General features: G+C 66.5%; 20 protein-coding genes. 9 read left to right on the forward strand and 11 right to left on the reverse strand.

Annotated elements, in window-relative coordinates:
- Nucleotides 1–66: 66 nt before the first annotated feature.
- Genes AB0C30_RS22205 through AB0C30_RS22215 form a run of 3 tightly spaced genes read right to left on the reverse strand, consistent with a single transcriptional unit; the run spans nucleotide 67 to nucleotide 2,320 of the window.
- Nucleotides 67–843, reverse strand: coding sequence for an ABC transporter permease subunit (locus tag AB0C30_RS22205; protein ID WP_357946857.1), 777 nt, complete (start codon nucleotides 841–843; stop codon nucleotides 67–69).
- Nucleotides 840–1,604, reverse strand: coding sequence for an ABC transporter permease subunit (locus AB0C30_RS22210; protein WP_357946859.1), 765 nt, complete (start codon nucleotides 1,602–1,604; stop codon nucleotides 840–842). Before AB0C30_RS22210 ends, AB0C30_RS22205 begins: the two co-directional genes overlap by 4 nt.
- Entirely contained in the window at nucleotides 1,601–2,320 is a 720-nt protein-coding gene (locus AB0C30_RS22215) for an ATP-binding cassette domain-containing protein (RefSeq protein WP_357946861.1), read from the reverse strand. Before AB0C30_RS22215 ends, AB0C30_RS22210 begins: the two co-directional genes overlap by 4 nt.
- Nucleotides 2,321–2,432: 112 nt before the next feature.
- On the opposite strand from AB0C30_RS22215, the gene AB0C30_RS22220 reads away from it, so the two are divergent.
- The 3 genes from AB0C30_RS22220 (at nucleotide 2,433) to AB0C30_RS22230 (ending at nucleotide 5,966) form a co-directional block, all read left to right on the forward strand.
- Nucleotides 2,433–4,088, forward strand: coding sequence for a histidine kinase (locus AB0C30_RS22220; protein WP_357946864.1), 1,656 nt, complete (start codon nucleotides 2,433–2,435; stop codon nucleotides 4,086–4,088).
- On the forward strand, nucleotides 4,085–4,726 hold the full coding sequence (locus AB0C30_RS22225; RefSeq protein ID WP_357946867.1) for a response regulator transcription factor: 642 nt from the start codon (nucleotides 4,085–4,087) through the stop codon (nucleotides 4,724–4,726). Before AB0C30_RS22220 ends, AB0C30_RS22225 begins: the two co-directional genes overlap by 4 nt.
- A gap of 727 nt (nucleotides 4,727–5,453) precedes the next feature.
- On the forward strand, nucleotides 5,454–5,966 hold the full coding sequence (locus AB0C30_RS22230) for a DUF402 domain-containing protein (RefSeq protein WP_357946869.1): 513 nt from the start codon (nucleotides 5,454–5,456) through the stop codon (nucleotides 5,964–5,966).
- Between the two features lie 201 nt (nucleotides 5,967–6,167).
- Here the strand turns inward: AB0C30_RS22230 and AB0C30_RS22235 are convergent, their stop codons facing one another.
- Together AB0C30_RS22235 and AB0C30_RS22240 are read right to left on the reverse strand one after the other, a co-directional pair.
- Complete coding sequence (locus AB0C30_RS22235; protein ID WP_357946872.1) at nucleotides 6,168–6,536, reverse strand: hypothetical protein; 369 nt, start codon at nucleotides 6,534–6,536, stop codon at nucleotides 6,168–6,170.
- A gap of 956 nt (nucleotides 6,537–7,492) precedes the next feature.
- Nucleotides 7,493–8,749 carry a glucarate dehydratase family protein gene (locus tag AB0C30_RS22240; protein WP_357946874.1) on the reverse strand — a complete coding sequence of 419 codons (1,257 nt, stop codon included), beginning with the start codon at nucleotides 8,747–8,749 and terminating at the stop codon, nucleotides 7,493–7,495.
- 104 nt (nucleotides 8,750–8,853) lie between these two features.
- Between AB0C30_RS22240 and AB0C30_RS22245 the strand changes: the two genes are divergently transcribed.
- On the forward strand, nucleotides 8,854–10,326 hold the full coding sequence (locus tag AB0C30_RS22245; protein WP_357946876.1) for an aldehyde dehydrogenase (NADP(+)): 1,473 nt from the start codon (nucleotides 8,854–8,856) through the stop codon (nucleotides 10,324–10,326).
- Between the two features lie 347 nt (nucleotides 10,327–10,673).
- Here the strand turns inward: AB0C30_RS22245 and AB0C30_RS22250 are convergent, their stop codons facing one another.
- The 6 genes from AB0C30_RS22250 to AB0C30_RS22275 all read right to left on the reverse strand — a co-directional run bounded on the left by AB0C30_RS22250 (nucleotide 10,674) and on the right by AB0C30_RS22275 (nucleotide 17,643).
- A complete protein-coding gene (locus AB0C30_RS22250; RefSeq protein WP_357946879.1) occupies nucleotides 10,674–11,609 on the reverse strand; it encodes a proline dehydrogenase family protein in 936 nt (311 codons plus the stop codon).
- 754 nt (nucleotides 11,610–12,363) lie between these two features.
- Nucleotides 12,364–13,269: a 5-dehydro-4-deoxyglucarate dehydratase gene (locus AB0C30_RS22255; protein WP_357946882.1), complete on the reverse strand. Its 906-nt coding sequence runs from the start codon at nucleotides 13,267–13,269 to the stop codon at nucleotides 12,364–12,366.
- A gap of 442 nt (nucleotides 13,270–13,711) precedes the next feature.
- Complete coding sequence (locus AB0C30_RS22260) at nucleotides 13,712–14,473, reverse strand: IclR family transcriptional regulator (protein WP_357946885.1); 762 nt, start codon at nucleotides 14,471–14,473, stop codon at nucleotides 13,712–13,714.
- A gap of 79 nt (nucleotides 14,474–14,552) precedes the next feature.
- Complete coding sequence (locus AB0C30_RS22265) at nucleotides 14,553–15,416, reverse strand: carbohydrate ABC transporter permease (protein ID WP_357946888.1); 864 nt, start codon at nucleotides 15,414–15,416, stop codon at nucleotides 14,553–14,555.
- Entirely contained in the window at nucleotides 15,413–16,339 is a 927-nt protein-coding gene (locus tag AB0C30_RS22270; protein ID WP_357946891.1) for a sugar ABC transporter permease, read from the reverse strand. Before AB0C30_RS22270 ends, AB0C30_RS22265 begins: the two co-directional genes overlap by 4 nt.
- The gene (locus AB0C30_RS22275) at nucleotides 16,336–17,643 is read right to left on the reverse strand and encodes a sugar ABC transporter substrate-binding protein (RefSeq protein ID WP_357946893.1); all 1,308 of its coding nucleotides are present in this window, start codon (nucleotides 17,641–17,643) and stop codon (nucleotides 16,336–16,338) included. Before AB0C30_RS22275 ends, AB0C30_RS22270 begins: the two co-directional genes overlap by 4 nt.
- Before the next feature lie 139 nt (nucleotides 17,644–17,782).
- On the opposite strand from AB0C30_RS22275, the gene AB0C30_RS22280 reads away from it, so the two are divergent.
- The 5 genes from AB0C30_RS22280 to AB0C30_RS22300 all read left to right on the forward strand — a co-directional run bounded on the left by AB0C30_RS22280 (nucleotide 17,783) and on the right by AB0C30_RS22300 (nucleotide 23,297).
- A complete protein-coding gene (locus AB0C30_RS22280; protein ID WP_357946896.1) occupies nucleotides 17,783–18,577 on the forward strand; it encodes an NAD(P)-dependent oxidoreductase in 795 nt (264 codons plus the stop codon).
- A gap of 239 nt (nucleotides 18,578–18,816) precedes the next feature.
- Nucleotides 18,817–19,791 carry a sugar ABC transporter permease gene (locus tag AB0C30_RS22285; protein WP_357946899.1) on the forward strand — a complete coding sequence of 325 codons (975 nt, stop codon included), beginning with the start codon at nucleotides 18,817–18,819 and terminating at the stop codon, nucleotides 19,789–19,791.
- Nucleotides 19,775–20,644 carry a carbohydrate ABC transporter permease gene (locus AB0C30_RS22290; protein WP_357946902.1) on the forward strand — a complete coding sequence of 290 codons (870 nt, stop codon included), beginning with the start codon at nucleotides 19,775–19,777 and terminating at the stop codon, nucleotides 20,642–20,644. The genes AB0C30_RS22285 and AB0C30_RS22290 overlap by 17 nt, the downstream gene beginning before the upstream one ends.
- A gap of 35 nt (nucleotides 20,645–20,679) precedes the next feature.
- Nucleotides 20,680–21,954, forward strand: coding sequence for an extracellular solute-binding protein (locus tag AB0C30_RS22295; protein ID WP_357946904.1), 1,275 nt, complete (start codon nucleotides 20,680–20,682; stop codon nucleotides 21,952–21,954).
- Between the two features lie 62 nt (nucleotides 21,955–22,016).
- Nucleotides 22,017–23,297, forward strand: a complete 1,281-nt coding sequence (locus AB0C30_RS22300; protein WP_357946907.1) for a Gfo/Idh/MocA family oxidoreductase — start codon at nucleotides 22,017–22,019, stop codon at nucleotides 23,295–23,297.
- Nucleotides 23,298–23,321 lie beyond the last annotated feature (24 nt).

Consider the following 23,321-nt stretch of genomic DNA (forward strand, 5'->3'; position numbering starts at 1 on the left):
AGGGCTGAGTGGATGAGAAACTACGCCGCTCTGAGGGACGTCATCCACGCTGAGTGTGTCGGCGGCTTAGGCATCTTTCCGGCGCATTAGCCATGTACCGACGAGCAACGGCAGCACGGCGTAGGCGATCAGCACCATGGCCGCGGCGACAGGAGAAAGCAGCGAGCCGTACACCGAGTGCGTGAGATCGTCGCCGGCGATCTCGCGCGGGAGCGCTCCGATCATCACCGAGCCGAGGCGTTCGCTCCAGGGCTCGGGCAGATTGCCCACGATTATTGGGATCACGTACACGAGACCCACGAGGATCGTGATCGCTCCCGCCGTGGAGCGTAAGGTGGCGCCCAGTCCTAGCCCGAGCAGCGCGAATACCGCCACCGTAAGGCTCGACGTAATAAGCGTTGGCAGTCTGTCGAGGAAGGGAATCGTGTAGGAACCGCCGAAGCGGTCGCCAATCATCCAACGGGCGGCGACGTATGTCCCGAACACCACCATCGGACCGGTGACCAGACCGAGTAGACCGACAATCACTGACTTTCCCGCTAGGACCGGCCAGCGTCTCGGCACTATGGCGAGGCTTGTTCTGATCAGTCCTGTTGTGTATTCGGACGTGATCGTGAGGACGCCGAGGACGCCCATGCAGAGTTGTGGCACCATCAGCACCACTTCCTCCAGATCCGCGATGGCGGCATGAGCCTGCTGCGCAGGGGTGGCGTTGTCGTACGTCCCGACCGCCGCCCAGGCGACCGCAGCGCCCAGCAGAATGCCGCCCAAGCTCAGCCCCAGCATTAGATAGCTGGAGCGAACGGTGCGGACCTTCAGCCACTCCGATGCCAGCACACTCACGCGTCTCTCCTTTTGAACAGGTAGAACCCCGCCGCGAGTGCGATGATCGCGTAGGTGGCGAGCACCACGAGCGCGGCCCAGGGAGGTAGGAAACCGTCGCCCAGTCGCCTGGAAAGCCGCTGGTCGGCGATCTGCGGCACGAGGTTGGGCAACATGAGGGCGGCCACGCGGGTGTTCCACGGGGCTGGCAGGTAATTGGCGATGCCGGGCAGGACGAACAGTAGCGACACGACCGAAACGATCGCCGCCGCCGTGGATCGAGTGGCTACGCCCAAGCCGAGGCCCACCAATGCGAGCACGGTCACCGACAGCCCGGAGGCGAGCAGCATCGGCAGGTCGTTGGCCAGAGAAGACTCGTTGAACTGCAAGTGGCGCTCGCCCGCTATGAGGCGGCTCGTCACGTACGTGAGGATAATGATCGAGTTGGCGGCGACGAAGGTAACGGCGGCGACCACCCCGGCCTTGGCCAGCAGTAAGGTCCCTCTCTTGGGAACGACTGTGAGACTTGTGCGGATCATGCCGCTGGCCTGCTCCGCAGTGATGGCCAGCACGCCGAGGACAGCCAGGCTGATTTGGATCAGTGGCAGGAAGCCCTGTTCAGGGGCCGCCGCTCGCAGTGATCCGCGTTCATCCGCCAAGCCGCTGACGTAGAAAGTCCAGATCATGCCGAGGAGCACCGTGAGCGCAGCCACTCCGAGCGCATGATAGGTCGAGGTGACCGAGCGCAGCTTCAACCATTCGGAAGACAGGATTGTCCTCATCGTGCGGCTCCGTATTCCACGCTGCTCGCCGTCAGGGCAAGGTAGGCGTCTTCGAGCGACGGGTAGCGCTCAGTGAGCTCCGCCACGGTGGCTTCCATGATCAGCTTGCCTCGGCCGAGGATGATGATGCGCTCGGCCGTCAGCGCCATCTCGCTCATCAGGTGGCTGGAGAGCAGGATGGTCCTGCCCTCCTTGGCCAAGGAGCGCATTAACTCGCGAATCCAGCGCACCCCGTCGGGATCGAGTCCATTGACCGGTTCGTCGAACATCAGCGTGCCCGGGTCGCCGAGCAGGGCGGCCGCGATGCCGAGGCGCTGCTTCATGCCGAGTGAGAAGCCGCCCACCCTCTTGCGTGCCACCCCGGCCAGGCCCACCTGTTCGAGAACCTCGGCCACTCGCGTCGGGCCGATGTCATTGGTGCGCGCCAGGCACAACAGATGGTCGTAGGCCCTGCGCCCGCCGTGTACGGCGCTTGCGTCCAGCAGCGCGCCCACCTCACGCATGGGCCTGCTCAGCGAGGTGTATCGTCGCCCGTTGATGAATGCCTGGCCCGAGGTGGCGGAGTCGAGGCCGAGGATCAGGCGCATCGTGGTGGATTTGCCGGCACCGTTGGGGCCCAGGAATCCGGTCACGTGGCCGGGCTCTATCTTGAAGGACAGATTGTCGACGGCGAGCGTGTCGCCGTAGCGTTTGGTCAGGCGGTTGAGTTCGATCACGCGGTAAAGAATGAGGTACGGCGGGCGTTCGCCACATCGGACCACGGTCCGAACCTCAAGGTCAGACCCCAGTCTGACGTGCAGGCCCACCCTCAACCACTACGGTCAACGCGTGAACGAATCCCCCTCCCTCTTCACCGCTCGCTTGAGCCGTCGCCAGCTGATCGGGCTGGACCTGCTGGCAGGGTTGGGCTTCTGTCTCATGTTCCTCACGGCCGCGACGAGTGGGTGGGCGCTGCCGCCGTGGGCGAGGCTGACTCTTATCCTGGGGCTGGGTTTGCCGCTGGCGATGCGCAGAGTGTGGCCGTTGCCCGTCTTCTGCTTCGTGCTGACAGTCTCCATCGTGGTCGCCGCGGTGTTAGGGGTCTCATCCGCTTATATCTCGCCTGCCTACGCGCTCTATGTCGTCGCCCTGGCCGATGCCCGGGGTGCGTGGGTTCCGACCTCGGCGATCGGTGTGCTCACACTGGTCACGCTGGTCGGAATGGTGGTCGCCGGCGGTGCGCCGCAGCCGGCGGGCCCCGCGTGGCTGACGAATCTCGACCAGCCGCTCATCGGCATCGCCGCACTGGGCGGCGCGTGGACGGTCGGGCGAGCCGTACGAGAACGAAGACACTATGCGGCGCGCGATGCCGAGCGCCTGGCTGGACAGGCTGTGGCGGAGGAGCGGTTGCGCATCGCCCGTGAGCTGCACGATGTCGTTGCGCACAGCGTGGGATTGATCGCGGTCAAGGCGGGCGTGGCCAATCATGTGATGGCCACCAGACCGGAGGAGGCACACGATGCGTTGCGGGTGATCGAGACCGCCAGCCGGAGCGCGCTCGTCGAGATGCGCCACTTGCTCGGCGTCCTCCGCTCAGACGAGACGCCTGACCGTGGCCCCGCACCGGACCTCAGCGGCCTCCCACGGCTGGCCGAGCAGGCCAGATTGGCGGGCGTGGAGGTAGAGCTGGACCTCCGGTTGGCGGCCGGGGGAGGCCGGAACCGTGGAGATGATGTCGCACCGCATTCGCGGGCTGATCGCAAGGACGACAAGGGCAATCGCGCGGCTGGGTCTAGTACCAATCGTGCAAACCGGGACAGTGCGCCTATGGAGGGTGCCGACGTTGCGACCAGGGACGGTGGGGGAGGCCAGGAGTGGGTTGGTGGCCGGACTGATGCCCGGGCCGGTACCGGCCAGAGGGTCCGGGGTGGGGCCGGTCTGGGCTTCCAGGATGTGACCGGTCAAACGGCCCAGGACGGTACCGGCCAGTGGGTCCGGGGTGGTACCGACCAGAGGGACCTGGGTGAGGCTGGCCAGTGGAGTCAGGACGGGGCCGCTCAACGGGCCCAAGAGGGGACAAGTCAACAGGCCCAGGACAGGGCACGCCAACGGGTCCATGACAGAGCCAGCCAGAGAGCCCGGGACGGAGGCGAGGACGGCCTAGGCATGCGCGAGGGAGGAGATGGCTCACGGCTCGGGGTTGGGCTGCCTGAGGGTGTGGAGTTGTCGGTCTATCGGATCGTCCAGGAGGCGCTCACCAACGTGGTGAAGCATGCGGCACCGGCCCGGTGCCGGATATCGGTGGTGGCCGACGTGATGGAGGTGCGGATCGAGGTGATTGACGACGGTCCGGGCCGTCGCACACTGCAGGTGGAGGGAACGGGACACGGACTGATCGGAATGCGGGAGCGGGTCATGATGTACGACGGAGTGTTCGAGGCCGGGCGTCTACCTGGGCGAGGGTTTCGGGTGTCAGCCCGGTTGCCTTATGGGGGCACTTCGTGATCCGTGTTCTTGTCGCCGATGACCAGGCGCTGCTCAGGGGGAGCTTCAAGGTATTGGTCGACTCGGAGCCCGATCTGACCGTTGTAGGTGAGGCCGCGACGGGAGCCGAGGCGGTGGCCGTTGCTCTGGAGGAGCGGCCTGATGTGGTTCTCATGGACGTGCGCATGCCGGAAATGGATGGCATCGAGGCCACTAGGCGGATAGGAGATGTGGCTCGGGTCCTGATCGTGACCATGTTCGACCTCGACGCCTACGTTTACGACGCACTCCGTGCTGGAGCCAGTGGGTTCCTGCTCAAGGACACCCCGCCGGCCGATCTGGTCGCCGCCATTCGCGTGGTCGCGGCTGGTGAGGCGTTGCTGGCTCCGAGGGTGACGCGCAGGCTGATCGAGGAGTTCACCCGCACGCCTGCGTCGTTACAGGTCAAGGGGCTGCATGGCGTTACGGAGCGGGAGCGGGAGGTTCTCATCCTGATCGCTCGGGGTCTCTCCAACACCGAGATCGCCGCCCATCTTCATCTCAGTCTCGCCACGGTCAAGACCCACATCGGGCGGCTCCTGGCCAAGCTCGATGCTCGGGACCGGGCACAGCTTGTCATCGTGGCGTACGAGAGTGGGCTCGTATCTGCGGTTCGTTGATCAGAGAGTTGGTTCGTTGGTCGGCGGGTTAGGGGCGCCGACGGGGCCGGGGGTGTTGGTTGGCGGGCTAGGGAGTACAGGTGGCATCGGGCTGTTGGGGCCTCGATGAGTGGACGGCGCAGAAGGGTTCGCCGGGTGCTGGATGTTGTCGGTGAGCTAGGGAGTGCGTGGGGTGGGGCTATCGCTGGGTGAGCTGTGGCGGAAGGCTCGGGAGTATTGCTCGGCGGGCTATGGAGTCCGGGTGAGGTCGCGGAGGGGCGCTGGGGTGCGGTCCGGTGAAGGCTGTTGCTTGGGGGTTCGGGAGTGTGGGTGAGGTTGGGGATGGAGGGCTGTGCTGTGGTGCGGTGAAGGCTGTGGTTGGGGGGTTTGGGAGTGCGGGTGAAGTGGTGAGCTGTGATCGGAGCCTTAAGGAAGGGCAGGAGCGTTGGTGGGTGGGAGCACGCGGGCGAGATCGGCATGTCGACGACGCGTGAAGAATTCGGCCGTCGTTGAGGGGATGGAGCGCTGGGATGCGGAGCGGTCGGGGGTCTGTTGGCCGGTGGGGTCGGTGCGGTGAAGGCTGTTGGTTGGTGGGCTAGGGAATGGGGTGCGGGTGGGGGCTGTAGTCGGGGTGCGAGGAAAGAGCGGGATGTTGGTCGGTGAGTTAGGGAACGTGATGCGTCGGGGGATGTTGGTCGGAGGTTTGGGGAGCGCAGGATCTGAGTGATGGTCCGGTAGCGTCCCTGGAGTGACCGATGTGAGGGTTGTCTTCCGGAAGTACGGCGGGGCGTTGCACTGGAACCATTCCGCGAAGGTGCTCGGCGAGGATGAGCACGGCGTGTGGGTCGCGGTGCCGGGCGGGACGGTTGCTCGTAAAGGGGAAGGGCAGCCGATTGTGTGGGAGACCGCGGCCATCATGTTGTTCCCGCGGGACGGGTGGTGGACGGCGTCCTTCAACTCGCCGCCGCATCGGGCTGAGGTGTATGTGGATGTCACTACCGTTCCCGAGTGGCGTGATGGTGAGGTGACCATGCTCGACCTCGACCTCGACGTGATCAGGATGCGTGACGGGCGGTTGATTCTGGACGATGAGGACGAGTTCGCCGATCACCAGGTGCTGCTGGGATATCCGCAACAGATGATCGACCAGGCCGAGGAGACGGCCAGGTGGTTGATGGGCGCAGTGGGCGGACGGCAGGGGCCGTTCGGGGGTGCGCATTCGAGGTGGCTTGATCAAGTGGGTGGCAGTGACACGGCTTGATCAAGGGTGGCAGCCACGCGACTTGACCAAGGGGCGGCGGCCACGCGACTTGACCAAGGGGTGGCGGCCACGCGACTTGACCAAGGGGTGGCGGCCACGCGACTTGACCAAGTGAGTGGCGGCCACGCGACTTGACCAAGTGAGTGGCGGCCACTCACTTGATCAAGAGGGTTGCGGCAGGACGAGCTGAGCGGTGGGCGGTCAGCGGATGAGGCGTAGGGCTTCGGCCATGGCGGCCAGACGGCGGGGGGAGGCGAGACCGGCGTGGTAGAGGTGGAAGTCCGTGGCGCCTGCCTTGGCGTACGTTCTGAGTTGCTCGGCGAGTGCCTGGCCGTCGGCGGGGCGTGGAGGAAGAGCCAGGACATATGCGCCCACTCGCTGGCCGGGGCCGCAGAGTTCGCCCAGTCTGGCCAGGCGGGCGGCGTCCGAGGCCGGGTCGCCCCAGCAGTTGCCCACCAGCACCTCCGCTCCGGGCTCGCCGGTGGGGAGGGCGGCGAACGAGCTGGCGGCCCAAGGGTCGGGGTTGGCGTGCAGGGTGATGGGTACGTTCGGCGCTGTCTTGCGGGCCACGGTGATGAGACGAGTGCGCAATGATGCCGACAGTTCTACGCGTACGTTTCGGACATCGTCGGCGAATGGACCGAGGGCGGCTTCCACGGTCTCGGGAGATGATGGCGAGCCAGAAGCCGGCGACGCAGTCGCTGGTGAGGCAGCAGTTGGCGATGCGGCTGCTGATGAGGCAGAAGTCCGTGACGCAGCTGCTTGCGCGGCGGCAGACGGCGATGCAGATGCTGATGAGGAAGCAGACGGTGCGGAAGAGGTCGGCGCCGGAGATGCCTGGTCGTTCCTGCTCGTCGCGGGAGAGGTTACGGCCCTAGCGGGAGGGCCGTCGATGGCCGCGCGTACGTGTTCTCTGGTGCCCTCTGGGTAACGGGGAGCGCAGGCCGTACAGAAGCAGAGCGTCAGCAGGTCACTGTGTACGGACGTCCAGTCGGCGCCGACCGTCTTCTCGTGCACGCTCTGGTGCCCGAAGCCCATGGGGCCGCACGCCTCGAGGATGAGGCCATCCGGTTCGCCGACGGTCAGGATCTCGCTGACCAGACGCTCGCAGTACTCGATCACGTCCTTGAAAGCCGGACACAGCGCATATGGATAGGGATCACCGAATGCGTTACGTACTACCAGTTCAGGGTGCAGACCGCCCAGGAAGGAGTTGTGTGTCAACACCGTCCATGCGTGTACCTGAAGTCCGACGGCCTTCAGGGCGTCCCGGGCTTGCAGGTAGGCGTCCGTGGGTGTCCAGGTTGGGGAGGCCGGTGTCAGGCGCCCCCAGGAGGAGGGCCGAACTGGCAGGTAGAAAGCCGATTGTGGGACATCCAGCACTCGGTGGGCGGGGTGATACGGCGTTGCCGCACGGGTGGAGTGATAGCTGGCCGCCAACGCGACGGCCTCGACGCCCAGCTCCGCGAGGCGCGAAGGGGCCGACGGGTCACCGACGATGTCCCAGGGGTAGGCGTAGGCCACGTTCACCAGCGCGGTCTCCTCGCAGAGAAAGCAGGCTCGAAGCGCTGCATATAGGTGGTGTCGTCGCGCTCGGTGATTCCGCACGCGAGATATTGCTCATGCATCATGGCCAGGGCGTCACGGTCCAGTTCGATGCCGAGACCGGGCCCGTCCGGCACGGGTACGGCGCCGTCCACGAACCGCAATGCGCCCGGTGCGACTACGTCCTGCCCGTTCTGCCATGGCGTGTGGGTGTCGCAGGCGTGGGTGAGGTTCGGCGTGGCGGCGGCCAGGTGGGTCATCGCGGCCAGGCTGATCCCAAGGTGCGAGTTGGAGTGCATGGACAGCTCCAGCCCGAACGTGTCACACAGTGCGGCGATATGCGAGGAACGTACGAGTCCGCCCCAGTAATGGTGGTCGAGCAGCAGCACTCCGATCGCCTGGGTGGCGATGGCGGGCGGAAGGTGCTCGGGCGTCACCACGCACATGTTCGTGGCCAGCGGCATCGGGACTTCGCCGGCGACCTTCGACATTCCGGGGATTCCGGGCGTGGGGTCCTCCAGATACTGCAGGCTGCCTTCGAGCGCCTGGCCTACCTGGATCGAGGTCTCGACGGTCCAAGCAGCGTTCGGGTCCAGACGGAGAGGCACGCCCGGGAAGGCCTCCCGCAGGGCTATGATCGCCTCGACTTCTTCCTGAGGTGCGAACACGCCGCCTTTGAGCTTGATCGACGCGAAACCGTACTCCTTGATCAGCATCGATGCCTGCTCGACCAGCCCCGCCGGGTCGAGCGCCGCGCCGAACCTGTCGGGCTCGCCGCCCGGATGCCCCGCCCACTTGTAGAAGAGATAGGCGCTGTACGGCACAGCGTCGCGTACCCGGCCGCCCAGCAGATCGACGACCGGCACGCCGGCTGCCTTGCCGCGAATGTCCAGACAAGCCACCTCGAAGGCCGCGAACACCCGATCGATGCTCTTCTCCTGGGTCGCGACCCCGGTCAAGCCGTGCATATCGGTCACTACATCGCCGACGAGCGCGCTGATCCTGACATACATCTCGTTCGTGGCATGCACATCCACGCCGACCAGTGCCTCGGCGCATTCGCGTACCTTGGTGAGGTGCCCCAGGTCACCGTACGTCTCGCCGAGGCCGCTCAGCCCCTCGTCGGTGACCACCTCGACGATCGTCCGCAGCGCCCAGGGTTCGTGTACGCCGGCGGCGTTCAACAGTGGCGGATCCTTGAAAGCTACGGGGGTGACGTGGATCTGCCTGATGATCATATGACCGCCGTCCATATATGTGAACAAGTGCCAGGTTTGTGGACAGGTTGTCGCAACTGTAAGAATCAATATGAAGAAGTGTCAAGACTCCGAAGGGCCATTCGATGATCTACGGACACAACCCCAGGACCGGCGAGACCGTGGGCAGCGCCCTGCCTGAAACCGACCGCGCCGGGGTCGACATGGTTGTTTCCGCCGCGGCCGCCGCAGGTGCGGCCTGGCGGGCGACTCCCGCCGCCGAGCGGGCCGAAGCACTGGAGGCCGTCGCCGACGCTCTCACCGCGAAGGTGGACGAGCTGTGGCAGATCGCCGACAGTGAGACCGCGCTGGGAGAGGTACGACTGCGCGGCGAGGTCGCTCGTACGGCCGGCCAGTTCCGGCTGTTCGCCCAGGTGATCAGAGATGGTGGCTACCTCGACGCCATCGTCGACCACGCCGACCCCTCGGCAACCCCGCCCAGGCCCGACGTACGCCGGATGAAGCAGCCGCTGGCCGGCGTGGTCGCGGTGTTCGCGGCGAGCAACTTCCCGTTCGCGTTCTCCGTGGCGGGTGGCGACACCGCATCGGCGCTGGCCGCCGGTTGCGCGGTCGTGGTGAAGGCGCATCCGGGCCACCCCAACACCTCCGAGCAGGTCGCTCGCATCGTCCGCAAGGCCCTGCCGTACCCCGACCTGCTGGGACTGGTGCAGGGCATGCAGGCGGGCGCCGACCTGGTGCAGCACCCGGGCGTGGTCGCGGCCGGGTTCACCGGGTCGGTCCCGGGCGGCAAGGCGATCCAGGGGCTGATCGACCAGCGAGAGGTGCCGATCCCGTTCTTCGGGGAGCTGGGCAGCGTCAACCCGGTCGTCGTACTGCCGTCCGCGCCCATGGCGGAGGTGGCCACCGGGTTCGCTACATCGTTGACTATGGGGGTCGGGCAGTTCTGTACGAATCCCGGGCTGATGTTCGTGCCCGAGGACGATGAGCTGCGCAAGGCGCTGGCCGCGGCCGTGGAGGGGACCACCGGCGGGCCGATGCTGGGTGAGCGGATCAGGGACGGCTACCTGGGCGGGCTGCAGCGGCTTGGTGAGCTGCCGGTGCTGGCCGAGGGCAAGGCGGGAGAGGGTAGCTTGGCCGTCACGCCCACGGTGTTCACCACGGATCTCGACTCGTTCGCGGCGAAGTTGCCGGGCATCAACGAAGAGTGCTTCGGTCCGGCGTCGATCGTCGTGACTTATCGCGAAATTTCGGACCTGCGGGCCGTGCTGGAGCGGCTGGAAGGGTCGCTGACGGCCACCGTGCATGCCACCGACCCCAGCGAGGCCGGTGAGGTCGCCGAGGTGCTCGGGCGTAAGGCCGGGCGGCTGATCTGGAACGGGTGGCCCACCGGGGTGGCGGTGTGCTGGGCGATGCATCACGGCGGTCCGTGGCCGGCTTCGACGTCGGCAGCGCACACGTCGGTCGGCGCGACGGCCATCGACCGGTGGCTGGTGCCGACGGCGTACCAGGACTGGCCCGGTGAGCTGCTTCCGGAGGAGCTCAGGGACGACAACCCGCTGGGTGTCCCGCGACGGGTGGATGGCGCGCTGGGGCGTTAGTTAGGGATGGGATGCGGCAGAGACGCGCCCTGGTGTTGGGGTGGGAGGGCGCGTCTTGCTGTCTCGTGATGTGGGGAAGATGGGCTTTGGCGTTGGGGTAGAGGGGCGCGGCTTGTTGCTGCTTGGTGGCGTGGCGGGGGTGTGGGTTGGTGGCGGGGTAAGCGGCGTGTGTTGCTGTCTGGTGATGTGAGGGGTTGAGCAGCAAGTGAACGGCCAGTGGCGATAGGGAGCCCGGGCGGGCGAAATTGTCGTCGTCAGTGGTCCGAGGTGGGCGAGGGCGCGGTCGTAGCCGAGGTGGGCCCGGCCGGTGTGCGGGCCAGGCTGGCATTCCCTGCTCCGGTAAGGGTCTATGTGCGCTGGGTGGCGTCTACCAGAGCCTGGAACAGGCGGGCCGGGTTCTCGGCGATGCGGTTGCAGACGTACAGCCACCACTGGGTGCCGAACACAACGTACTCCCTGACCGGATGCCCGCGATCCCGCATCGTCCGCAGCTGATCGATGCCGAGTCCCAGCAGCATCTCGACCTCGTAGGCGCCGGAGTCCTGCCGCATGTGCGGCTGCAGTTCGTCGAGGAGGTCGAGGTCGTGGGTGGCGATCGAGCAGAGGTGGCCGCTGTCCAGCAGGCGGGTCGCGTACGCGAGGTAGACCGCCGGCAGCTCGCGGCTGTCGCGGTGGTGGGCGATGGACTCGGGTTCGAGGTAGGCGCCCTTCACCAGGCGGATGCGGCCGGGTCGCGTCAGCAGGCGGGGCAGGTCCTCGTCAGTGCGGTGCAGGCGGGCCTGGATGGTGACGCCGACATGGTCGAAACGCCCGCAGAGGCGTTCGTGAGTCCACAGGATGAGGTCCGTACGATCGGTTCCCTCCATCGAGATCATCATCTCCTGGCCCGCGGCGGCGGTGGCCTCGGCCAGCCGGGTGGCGTTGGCCAACCCCAGCTCGCGGTCCACCACGGAGCCGATGTGGGACAGGTCGAGGGATACCGAGCAGTTCACCCCGCGCGCTGCGGCCTGCCGTGACAGGTCCAGGAACACCTCGGTCTCGGCCGTGGCCAGGTCGGCGTCGCGGCAGCTCTCGCCCATGTAGTCAAGGGTGACGGCGCTGCCCTCCGCGTTGAGCAGGGCGGCCCGGGCGAGCGCCTCGCCGACTGTCTGGCCGCCGACGTACCGTTCGGCCACCCGCCAGGCCAGCTCGCGCAGTGCGGGATCTGCGGCGACTCGGTCCTTGAGGTCCTCATCAAGGGCCAGTGCCCGCATTGTCTGGGCCGCCTGCTCCATCACGATCATCGTCTTCCTTTCATCCGGAAGCCAGGACACTATCACCAATCTATATTTTTTTAGAAGGTGTCTGCCTTACCGGTTGAGCGACCTCTCGATGCATCCGGCAGGAGGTGCGCGAACGCGCTTTGCGGGGTAGCGGCCGCGCCGGAGACACGCGGTGCAGGTGGACGAGCACGTCGAACGCCTCAGGCAGGGAGGGAATGGCGAGGTGCTCGCCGGCGTCGCGAGAGGGTCGTAGCCGCCGCTGATGACGTGTGCTTTCGCGGGTCCGTCGCTGTCCCGCTGTCCGTCGTCCCATCATTCCGCCGGCCAGTCAACGCGTCCGTCCCATCGGTGGTGCAGGTCGCCGGCGCGCACGTTCGCTCGGTGGGTGCAGGTCGCTGGCGCGCACGTCCGTCAGTGGGCGGGACGGTCGGGGGCGGCTGGCCCGCGTCGAGCCAGTCGGGGGACGGCTTCGAGACGGCGGCGACGCCGAGGTCACCGTGGGGGAAGCCGATCGCCGATGGAGGCGTAGCCCGCCCCCTGGTGGTGGCGTAGCACGCTGCCGACGGTCTGGTTGGTCGCGGGGCGGGTGAAGGCAGGGGGTGGGAGGGGCGGATCGGTTGGAGGGTGAGGCGAAGGCTTGGATCGGTTGTGGGGTGAGGCGAAGGCCTGGATCGGTTGTGGGGTGGGTGAAGGCAGCCGGTGGAGGTGGAGGTCAGGACCGGTCGCGGGGCTGGGGGAAGCGCCGCGACTCTTGAAAAGCCTTCATAAAGACCGGTCAGGCCCCGGCGATCTCCAAGCCGATGGCCAGGATGCGCTCCAGCTCCCGCAAATCCTCCGCAGAGGGGTCGACCAGGGGAGCCCGTACGCCACCGACCGCCAACCCACGCAACCGGACCCCTGCCTTGACCAGCGAGACCGCGTATCCCGGTACCCGGTCCCGTAGCTCCACCAGCGGCAGGTAGAAGTCGGTGAGCAGTCGTTGCACCAGTACCTCGTCGTCCCCGCTCACCGCCTTGTGGAAGGCCAGTGCGATCTCCGGTGCGAAGGCGAAGACGGCGCTGGAGTACAGCGTCACGCCCAGCCCTCGGTAGGCGGGGACGGTCAGTTCGGCGGTGGGCAGGCCGTTGAAGAAAGTGAACTCCCGGTCCGTAGACCGCCGTACGGTCAGGATGATGCGCTGGAGCAGGTCGAAGTCGCCGAGTCCGTCCTTGAAGCCGATGATCTCGGGCAGTTGGGCCAGCTCGGCCACCGCTGAGGGGGAGAAGCGGGCGGTGGCGCGGTGATAGATGATGACGGGCAGCCCGCCGGCTGAAGCCACCTCACGCACGTAGCGGACCAGGCCGTCCGGGGGAGCGGTCACCAGGTAGGGGGGCATCAGCAGCAGGCCGTCGGCTCCGTTGTCCGCCGCCGCGCGGGCGAACGCCTTGGCGGTGGGCAGCGGGCCGCCCGCGCCCGAGAAGACCGGGACCCGGCCGCCTGTGGCCCGCACCGACGTGGCCACGACCTTGGTGTAGTCGGCGACGTCGAGCGCGTTGAACTCGCCTGTGCCGCACGCGGTGAACACTCCTCCGGCTCCGGCGGCGACCCCATTGGCGACGTGCTCGGCCATCGTCTGCTCGGCTATGTCGCCGTCAGCGCCATAAGGGGTCACGGGAAAGAAGAGAACACCATCTAGCCGCATCAACAATCCTTCCTAGCGGATGAGCGGATAAGCGGAAGCCGATGAGCCCGAAGCGGATGTGCGGGCGAGCCCGAAGCGGATGCGCGTGTGAGCCCGAAGCGGATGTGCGGGCGAGCAGATGTGCGGGTGGGTGGATGCGGATCAGTGAATCCGGCTGGGGGCCAAGCAGATGCGGATGCGCAGGGGCGTGGACGTGGGTCAGCGGATCCAGGTGGGCCCGAAACTGAAGCGGACACGCGGGGAAGGGGATGCGGATCAGCGCATGCGGGTGAGCGCGAAGCTGAAGTGGCTGAGCTCGGAGCGGCAGTGGACGAACGGGGGCATGGATACGGGTCAGCGGCGGATGCGGGTGAGCCCGAAACTGAAGTGGCTGAGCTCGGAGCGGCAGTGGACGAGCGGGGGAGCGGATACGGATCAGCGGAAGCGGATGACCCGCAGCCGATCAGCGGATGCCCTCCCGGCGAAGCGTGGCAGCCAGCTTCCGCGTGTGTCTGGTCACCGCGTCCGTGACCTTCTCGATCTCGGCCGGTTCCAGGCCCGCCGGCATCGAGCAGCTGATCGCGTCCGTGGCCGGGATCCGATAGTCGACCGCCACCGCCACGCAGGCCACGCCCGGGGTGCCCTGTTCGCGTTCGTAGGCCCAGCCCCGGGTGCGTACCTGGTCGAGCTCCCCGATCAGCTTGGCCGGATCGGTGAAGGTGTGCTCGGTGATCGCCGTCAGCGGGTCCGGCAGCAGGGCCGCCACCTCGTCGTCGGTGAGCTGGGCGAGCAGCACCTGGCCGAGCGCCGTGACGTGGGCGGGCAGCCGCCGGCCCACCCTGGGGATCACGTGGTGTGCCTCCCGCGACTCCCTGGTCGCCAGGTAGAGGACGTGTGCCTCGTCGCGGCGGGCGAAATGTGCGGTCTGGCCGGTCTCCGCGCGCAGGTCCTCCAGCGTCTCCTGGGCCAGGGGCAGGGCGGGGTCCTTGTCGAGGTACGCGGTGCCGGTCAGCAGGGCGTGCGGCCCGATGCCGAAGGCCGATCTGGCGGAGTCGGTCTCGACCCAGTTCAGCTCGACCAGGGTGCGCATCAGGGCGTGCAGGGAGCTGCGTGGAAAGCCCGTGTGCTGCTGGAGCTCCGACAGTGTCAGGGTCTCGTGGGAGGCGGCCAGAGTCTCGAGGATGCGGACCGTCCGCTCGGCGGACTTGACTAGCTGGGGCTCCATACTCATCCCATCTTGACAGAGGCTTCAGAGTGTCAGCATATGGGATTCCATCCAGATACATGGACAGGTACATGGACGCCTAACCCTTGATGGCGCCGCTGGTCAGGCCGCGCATGAACTGCCGTTGGAAAGCCAAGAAAGCGATGATCGACGGCAGCAGCGCGAGCAGTGATGCCGCGAGCAGTACGCCGATGCCGACCTCCTCGTCGGAGCGCAGGGAGCGCAGCGCGATGGGCAGGGTCCACATGCTGGACTCGGGCGCCACGATCAGCGGGAGCAGATACTGATCCCAGATCATGGTGAAGCCGAAGACGCCGATGACGCCGAGCGCGGGCCGACACAGCGGCAGGATGATGCCGAAGAAGATGCGCAGTTCGCCCGCGCCGTCGATGCGCGCGGCCTCCTCCAGTTCGACCGGCACTTCCTTCATGAACTCGGTCATGACCAGGATGGAGAAGCCCCAGGCGCCCACCGGAAGGATCATGCCCGCGTACGTGCCGATGAGATCGGCGTGGATGATGGGCATGTCGGCGAGCACCAGCGAGAGCGGTATTGCGATGATCTCCTCGGGCAGCATCATCGTCGCCAGCATGATCAGCATCACGAACGCCATGCCCCTGAACCTCTTGCGGGCGAGCGCGTAGGCGGCGAAGACGCTGACGAGCATCTGGAGCAGCAGCCCGAACCCGACCACCACGAACGAGTTGAACAGGTAGTGGTAGACGTTCTTGTTGCTGGCCTGGACGAAGTTCTCCAGGGTGAAGTCGTCGGGCCAGAGCGAGAATCTGGTCGGGTCGAGCGTCTTGCTGAAGGCGCTGACCAGCAGCCCGACCAGCGGCCCGGTGAAGATGATCACCATGAAGGCGTAGACCAGCACCTTCAGGGTCGTGGCAAGAGGGCCCCGCCTGGACTCCAGGCCGAGAGCGCTGTCGAATCTCATCATGCGTTCTGCCTCCTGCGCATGACCTGGGTCAGCACCGTGAGCAGCAGGGTCACCGCGAACAGCACGATCCCGCCGGCCGACGCGGTGCCCAGGTCACCCTTCTGGAACCCGAGCTTGTAGATCAACGTCATCAGCACTTCGGTCGATCCGTTCGGCCCGCCGTTCGTCAGCACGTACACCTCGACGAAGACGCGTATGCCGCGGATGGCGGCGAGGGTGAACAGGATCCAGAACACCGGGCGCAGCGCGGGCAGCGTGATGTGCCGCAGCCGGTGCCAGGTGGTGGCGCCGTCAACGGCGGCGGCCTCGTACAGCGTGCGGTCCACGCCGACCAGCCCGGCGAGGAAGATCATCATGTCGTACGGCGTGCCGCGCCAGATGCTCATGCCCATGATCGACAGCAGCGAGGAGTGCTCGCTGGCCAGGAAGGGCTGCGGGTCCAGGGCGATCCAGCCGAGGATGGTGTTGATCATGCCGCTGTCGGCGGGGTGGTACATGATCCGCCAGACCTCGGCCACCGCCGCCATCGTGGTCACCACCGGCAGGAACGCAGCGGTCCTGATGAACCACAGGTAGCGTGCCGGCCCCTCGATGAGCAGTGCGAACAGCAGGCCGAGGACGAGCGAGCCCGCGGTCGTGCCCAGGGCCAGCACGATGCTGTGCCAGATGGCCGAGACGAAGGCGTCGTCGGTCATGATCGTGGCGTAGTTGGCGAAACCCACCCATCGATCACCGACGTAGCGGACCTCGAAGAAGCTCATCCGCAGGCCCTCGAACATGGGGATGAACTTGAAGAACAGGAACAGCAGCAAGGCCGGCGACAGGAACGCCCACGCGAGGAGGGTCCCCCGCCGCCGCATCCGCTTGGGACGGCGGCGGGGGGTCTCCGTGCGGCTCCGCGCCTGGGTGAGCGTGGGGGTCATGATGCTTTCTGGGTCTGCAGTTCCTGGGTGAGCTTGGTGCTCAGGGTGTCCATCGCCGTCTTGACGTTGGCTGAGCAGTCGGCCCACACCGTGTTGATGGAGTCGGCGGAGTCCTGGCGGATCGGCGCCCAGTTCGGCACCGGCGGTGCGTAGACCGCGTTGGCGTAGGCCTCCTGGAACACCTTCCAGCGCGGATCCTGGCGTTCGGCGGCCATGTCGACCTGGGAGTTGACCGGCAGGCGGACGATGGCGCCGTTGGCGTCCTTGTTCATGCCGATGCGCTGGCCGTCGGGGGAGACCGCGAACTCGGCGAACTTCTTCTGGCCCTCGACGTTGTCGGAGCCGGCCATCATGTAGACGTTCTCGCCCTCACCGAGGGTGCCGGGGCCGCCCGACGGGCCCTTGGGCACCGGTACGACCTCGATCTTGTCGGTCCCGATGCTCTTGACGAACCTGGCGAGCACGTACGGGCCGACCAGGTAGATGCCGCCCTGCCCCTTCTCGAACACCTCGTGGGTGACAGTCGTGTCGTTGCTGACCGCGCCCGGGTTGACGGTCTTGGCCTTGCAGAACTGGTCCTGCAGGTACTGGACCGCCTCCACGGTCTTGGGGTCGCTCACGACGGGGCTGAACTTGCCGCCGCCGTTGGCCTTCACGAAGTCGCCGCCGTTGGCGTAGATCAGCGAGGAGGCGTACCAGGAGGCGTAGCCGCGCTTGGTGCCGGCGGGGATCACGAAACCGGCCGTGTCCTTCTGGCCGTTGCCGTCCGGGTCCTTGTCGGTGAAGGCCGCGGCCAGCTTAGCCAGGTCGTCCCAGGTCTTGGGCGGCTCCATGCCGACCTTCTCGCGCCAGTCCTTGCGGATGATCAGGGCGAATGCCTGGGCGGAGAACGGCGTGCCGTAGTACTTGCCGTCGGACCCCTGAGCGGCCTTCCATGCCTGCTCCGACACCTTGTCGCCGCCGGCCAGCTTGGCCTTGTCGACCTCCTGCAGCCAGCCCTGCGTGTGCATGTTGCCGAGTTGGGCCGTGTCGTTGATGACGATGTCAGGTAGCTTCTTCTGAGCTGCCTGCTGTTGAAGCTTCGTCTCGAAGTCGTCGAAGAGCGCGACGACTTTCGTTTTGATACCGCTGGCCTTCGTGAACGCGTCGGCCAGTTTCACAGCCGTTTTCGCGGAGTCGGAATCGGGCGCCTGCCTGATCCAGATCTCCAACGCGTCGTCCGAACTTGATCCCCCGGAGCCGCAGCCTGTCAGCGTTACGGCCAGGGCCGTCGCAATCGCGGCCCCGAGCAGCTGGCGTGACATCAGACCGCCTCCCGTTCACATATATGGACACCTGTCGCAGACGTGGAGCCTGTCCGTGTGAACGTAACGAGTGACGTAGGTCACGGTCAATATTCAGGAATGTGAATTTGGACCAGAGTTGTGTACAACAATGAGCCATATGCGCATTCTCATGACCGGCGCCGCCGGCAAGGTCGGTACGTTGCTCCGCCCCCGCCTCGCCCGTGACGGGCGTACGCTGCGCCTATCCGACCTCCACCCGTTGGAGACCGCGCCTGGCGAGGAGATGGTGACGGCCGATCTCGCCGACGAGGCGGCCATGGCCGAGGCGATGAAGGGCGTCGACGCGGTGATCCATCTGGGCGGTCAGAGCCGGGAGCATCCGTGGGCCGACATCGTGCGGGCCAACATGGACGGCATGCACGTCCTGCTCGAGGCCGCCCGGCGGGAGGGCGTCGAGCACCTCGTGCTGATGGGCAGCCACCACGCGGCCGGCTTCCACACCCGCCCGGCCGATGGCGCGGAGCTGCCCGACTACGCCTTCCCCCGGCCCGACACCTTCTACGGTGTGAGCAAGGTCGTCATGGAGGCCCTCGGCAGCCTCTACCACGACAGGTTCGGCATGAACGTGACCGTGATCCGGCTGGGCACCTGCAACGAGGCTTCGGGTGACACGCGCGGCCTGGCCACCTGGATCTCCCCTGACGACCTCGCCCGCCTGGTGGAGGCCGCGCTGACCGCGCCCGGCTACCACGTCGTCTGGGGCGTCTCCGACAACGCGCGCCGCTGGTGGTCGCTGGAGGAGGCCCGATCGATCGGGTACGTCTCGCGGGACGACTCGGAGGGCCAGGCCGCCGCGCTGATCGCCGAGCAGGGCGAGCCCGATCTGAGCGAGCCGCTGCATGACCGCGCGGGCGGTGTCTTCACGCTGAAGGACCTCGGAGGCAAGTGGTAGGACGTTTCGCCAGCGTGACGTGCCTATAGGGCGCTGTGCAACCGGTTGTATTCAACCACCCAACATTCATCCGACCCTTTGCTCTCGACCATTGATTGAACTGGAAGAACATAGATCACGATATGTCGATAACAGCTATGTAACGTCTGCAAAGGGTTGACGAAACTTTTGGCACACCTATAGGAAGGCGCTATCCCATCCCGCCGAGCCGGGCAAGCCCTGATACGAGGGGTGCATGAATGTCTGTAACCCCGGACAGCGCGGTTGCGACCGTGCCACCACGCGCGCAACCGCCCGGTGGGCGTCGCCGCACCTCACCCGTTAACGCTCACAAACGGCGTGAGGCCCGCACGGCTTACGTCTTCCTCGCCCCATGGTTCATCGGCCTGTTCGTCATCACCATAGGCCCGATCCTGGCGTCGCTCTACCTGTCGTTCACCGACTACAACCTGCTTGAAGCGGCCAAGTGGGTCGGGTGGGACAACTACCACAAGCTCTTCACCGTCGACACGCGCTTCCTCACCTCGCTGAAGGTGACCACGATCTACGTGGTCGTGTCGGTGCCCTTGCAGCTGGCCTTCGCGCTGGCCCTGGCCTTGGCGCTCGACCGCGGGCTGCGTGGTCTGTCGTTCTACCGCTCGATCTACTACCTGCCGTCCCTGCTCGGTGGCAGCGTGGCGATCGCCATCCTCTGGCGCAAGCTCTTCGGTAGTGACGGCCTGGTCAACGCCGTGCTGGACGTCTTCGGCATCCAGGGCGCCGGTTGGGTCTCTGACCCCGACACCGCGCTGGGGACGCTGATCCTCCTGCATGTGTGGACGTTCGGCGCGCCCATGGTGATCTTCCTGGCGGGGCTACGGCAGATCCCGCAGAGCTACTACGAGGCGGCGGCGGTCGACGGGGCGAGCAAATTGCGGCAGTTCCGCTCGATCACGCTGCCCCTGCTCACGCCGATCATCTTCTTCAACCTCGTACTCGAAGTGATCAAGTCGTTCCAGTCCTTCACCCAGTCGTTCATCGTCAGCAGCGGCACGGGTGGTCCGGTCGACTCCACGCTCTTCTACACGCTCTACCTGTATCTGAAGGGCTTCAAGAGCTACGAGATGGGCTACGCGGCCGCCATGGCCTGGGTCCTCCTGCTCATCATCGCCGGCCTGACCGGCGTGAATTTCCTCGCGTCGAAGTATTGGGTCTTCTATGGCGACACGAAGTAAGCCGCTGCCGCTGCTGTTCCGCCCGCTTCCGCGGGGCAGCCGCGTCCTCAAGCACATCCTGCTGATCGGCTTCGGCCTGGTCATGCTCTATCCGCTGCTCTGGATGGTGTCCAGCTCACTCAAGCCCGAGGAGCTCATCTTCCGCGAGCCCGGCCTGTGGCCGAGCACCTTCACGCTGGAGAACTACAGCGAGGGCTGGACCGCGCTCAAGCACTCCTTCGGCTACTACCTGTGGAACTCCGCCGTCCTTACGGGCTTGACCGTGGTGGCGAATCTGGTCGCCTGCTCGCTGGCCGCCTACGCCTTCGCCCGGCTGGACTTCCCGCTGAAGAAGCTCTGGTTCGCGGTCATGCTCGGCTCGATCATGCTGCCGTACCACGTGACGGTCGTGCCGCAGTACATCGTGTTCTCCAAGCTGGACTGGATCAACACGATCTGGCCGCTGATCGTGCCCAAGTTCCTGGCCACGGACGCGTTCTTCATCTTCCTCATGGTCCAGTTCATCCGGACCCTGCCGAGGGAGCTGGACGAGGCCGCGGCCATCGACGGCGCGGGCTACTGGAGGGTCTTCCTCCAGGTGATTCTCCCGCTCTGCACCCCGGCGCTCGCGACGACCGGCATCTTCACTTTTATCTGGACGTGGAATGACTTCTTCAGTCAGAACCTTTACCTGACAAACTCGGACAATCTCACAGTGGCCGTTGCACTCCGCTCCTTCCTAGACTCCAGTGGCGAGTCGTCGTGGGGCCCCATGTTCGCGATGTCGATCGTGTCATTGGGGCCGATCTTCGGCTTCTTCCTTGCCGGTCAGAAATATCTGATTCGTGGTGTAGCTACCACCGGACTGAAGTAACACCCCCCCGCAACTCTTCACCAGGAGGTAGAGCTGTGAAGCCTAGGATGATGTGGACCGTCGCCCTGCTGTCGGCTGCCGTCATGACGGCAGCCGCCGGCTGTGGCGGCGGTAGTGGCGACAAGGCGAGCGGCGACAAGATCCATCTCCGCTTCTCCTACTGGGGCAGCGACGCGCGGCAGAAGCTCACCGAACAGGTGATCAAGAAGTTCGAGGAGAAGAACCCGACCATCGACGTCGAAGGCGACTTCTCCAACTGGGAGAGCTACTACGAGAAGCTGGCCACCAAGGTGGCGGCCAACGACTCGCCCGACGTCATCAGCATCGAGATCCGCGGCCTGAGCGAGTACGCCGGCCGCAACGCCCTGGCCGACCTGGCGGGCAAGGTCAACACCGCCGACCTCGACCAGCAGGTGCTCACCAGCGGCCAGGTCGACGGCAAGCAGTACGCCATCCCGAGCGGCGTCAACACCTTCTCGATGCTCGTCAACAAGTCGGCGCTGGAGAAGGCCAAGCAGAAGCTGCCCGACGACAAGTCCTGGACCTGGGACGACTGGATCAACCTGGCCAAGCAGATCTCCGCGGCCGGTAACGGGGTCAACGGCGCCGAGTACAACTACAACCCCGCCTGGCTGCAGATCTTCGCGGCCCAGCGCGGCGAGAAGTTCTACGACGGCAACAAGATCGGGGTTACGCCCGAAACGCTCAAGGCGTGGTGGGGCATCCACCAGCAGCTCATTCAGACCAAGGGCTCCGCAGACGCCGCCAAGAGCGCCGAACTGATCTCCGTGGGCCCCGAGCAGTCGCTGCTGGCCACCAACGCGGGCGCGATGGGCATGTGGTGGAGCAACCAGCTCAACGCCCTGTCCAAGGCGTCGGGCCAGGAGCTGACCCTGATGCGGATGCCCAAGACCGCGGGCGCGACCACCGGCGGCATGTTCCTGCAGCCGTCGATGTTCTACACGGCCTCCGCCAAGTCCGACCACCCCGCGGAAGCCGGCAAGTTCATCGACTTCCTGGTCAATGACCCGGACGCGGCCTCGATCCTGCTGAGTGACCGCGGCCTGCCGACCAACGCCAAGGTGCTCGCCGCCGTGAAGGGCAAGCTGCCGGCCGTCGACCAGAAGACGCTGACCTTCATCGACGCCGTCAAGGGCGAGCTGAGCCCGATCGTCGCCCCGCCGAAGGGCGCGCTGCAGATGGAGGACATCCTCAAGCGCAACAGCGAAGAGGTCCTCTTCGGCAAGACGACACCGGACGCCGGCGCGCAGAAGTTCCTGACCGAAGCCAACGCGGCCATCGCCGGCTGAGGTCTGATCCAGGCTGGGGGCGCGACAGCCCCCAGCCCCACTCCACGACTCGGGGAGAGAAGTTGAGCACCAGGTACGCCTTCGTCGGACTCGGCCATCGCGCCCAGATGTACGTCGACGCCCTGCTGGGTGACTGGCGGGACACCGGTACGATCGTCGGCCTCTGCGACGTCAACCAGACGCGCATGAACTACTACGTCGAGCGCATCGGCCAGCAGGTGCCGTGCTTCGCCCCCGACGAGTTCGGCAAGCTGCTGGAGCTGGCCGACGCGGTCGTGGTGACCACGGTGGACGTGACGCACGCCCGCTATGTCGTCGCCGCCCTCGACGCGGGGCTCGATGTCATCGTGGAGAAGCCGCTCACCATCGACGCCGAAGGCTGCGAGGCCATCGCCGCCGCCGCCGAGCGCAACCCGGGCAAACTGGTGGTCACCTTCAACTACCGCTACTCACCGCGCAACTCGGCGGTCAAGAAGCTGATCAGCGAAGGCGCGATCGGCGACGTCACCTCCGTCCACTTCGACTGGGCACTGGACACCATCCACGGCGCCGACTACTTCCGCCGCTGGCACCGCGACAAGGCCAACTCCGGCAGCCTGCTGGTCCACAAGTCCACCCACCACTTCGACCTGGTCAACTGGTGGCTCGCGGCGGCGCCCGAGCTCGTCTTCGCCCAGACCGACCTGCGCTTCTACGGTCAGGCCCTGCCCCGGGGTCCGCGTCCCGCCCGCGGCCAGGGCGCGCCCGGCCTCGGCACCGACCCGTTCATCCTGGACATCTCCACCGACGAGCGGCTCAAGCGCCTCTACCTGGACGCCGAGCACGAGGACGGCTACATCCGCGACCAGGACGTCTTCGGGCCGGGCGTGACGATCGACGACAACATGTCGGTTCTGGTCCGCTACGCCAACCGGGCCATGCTCACGTACTCCCTCACCGCGCACGCCCCGTACGAGGGCTACCGCGTCGTCTTCAACGGCACGGAGGGCCGGATCGAGCTGGACGTCCTTGAGCGGCCCTGGACCCCGGCGCACGCCGCGATCGACCCGAGCGCCGCGGGCAAGGAGCACATGGCCGGCGCCGGGGAGAAGCTCATCCTGCACCGGCACTGGCAGCAGCCGGAGGAGATCGCCATCGAGCAGGGAGAGGGCGGTCACGGCGGCGGCGACCGGCTGCTGCTCGACGACGTCTTCCGCGGCCCGGGTGACGACCCGCTCGGGCGCCCGGCGGGTTACCGCGACGGCATCCGCAGCGTACTGGTCGGCGTGGCCGCCACTCGCTCGGCCAGCACCGGCACGCCCGTCCGCCTGACCGCCGACGGCACCCGCCTCCTCGGCGCCTGACCGATGCGTGAGCTGCGCCATCCC

Origin of the sequence: Nonomuraea sp. NPDC048901, from assembly GCF_040649695.1 — a bacterium.
Classification (GTDB): Bacteria; Actinomycetota; Actinomycetes; order Streptosporangiales; family Streptosporangiaceae; genus Nonomuraea.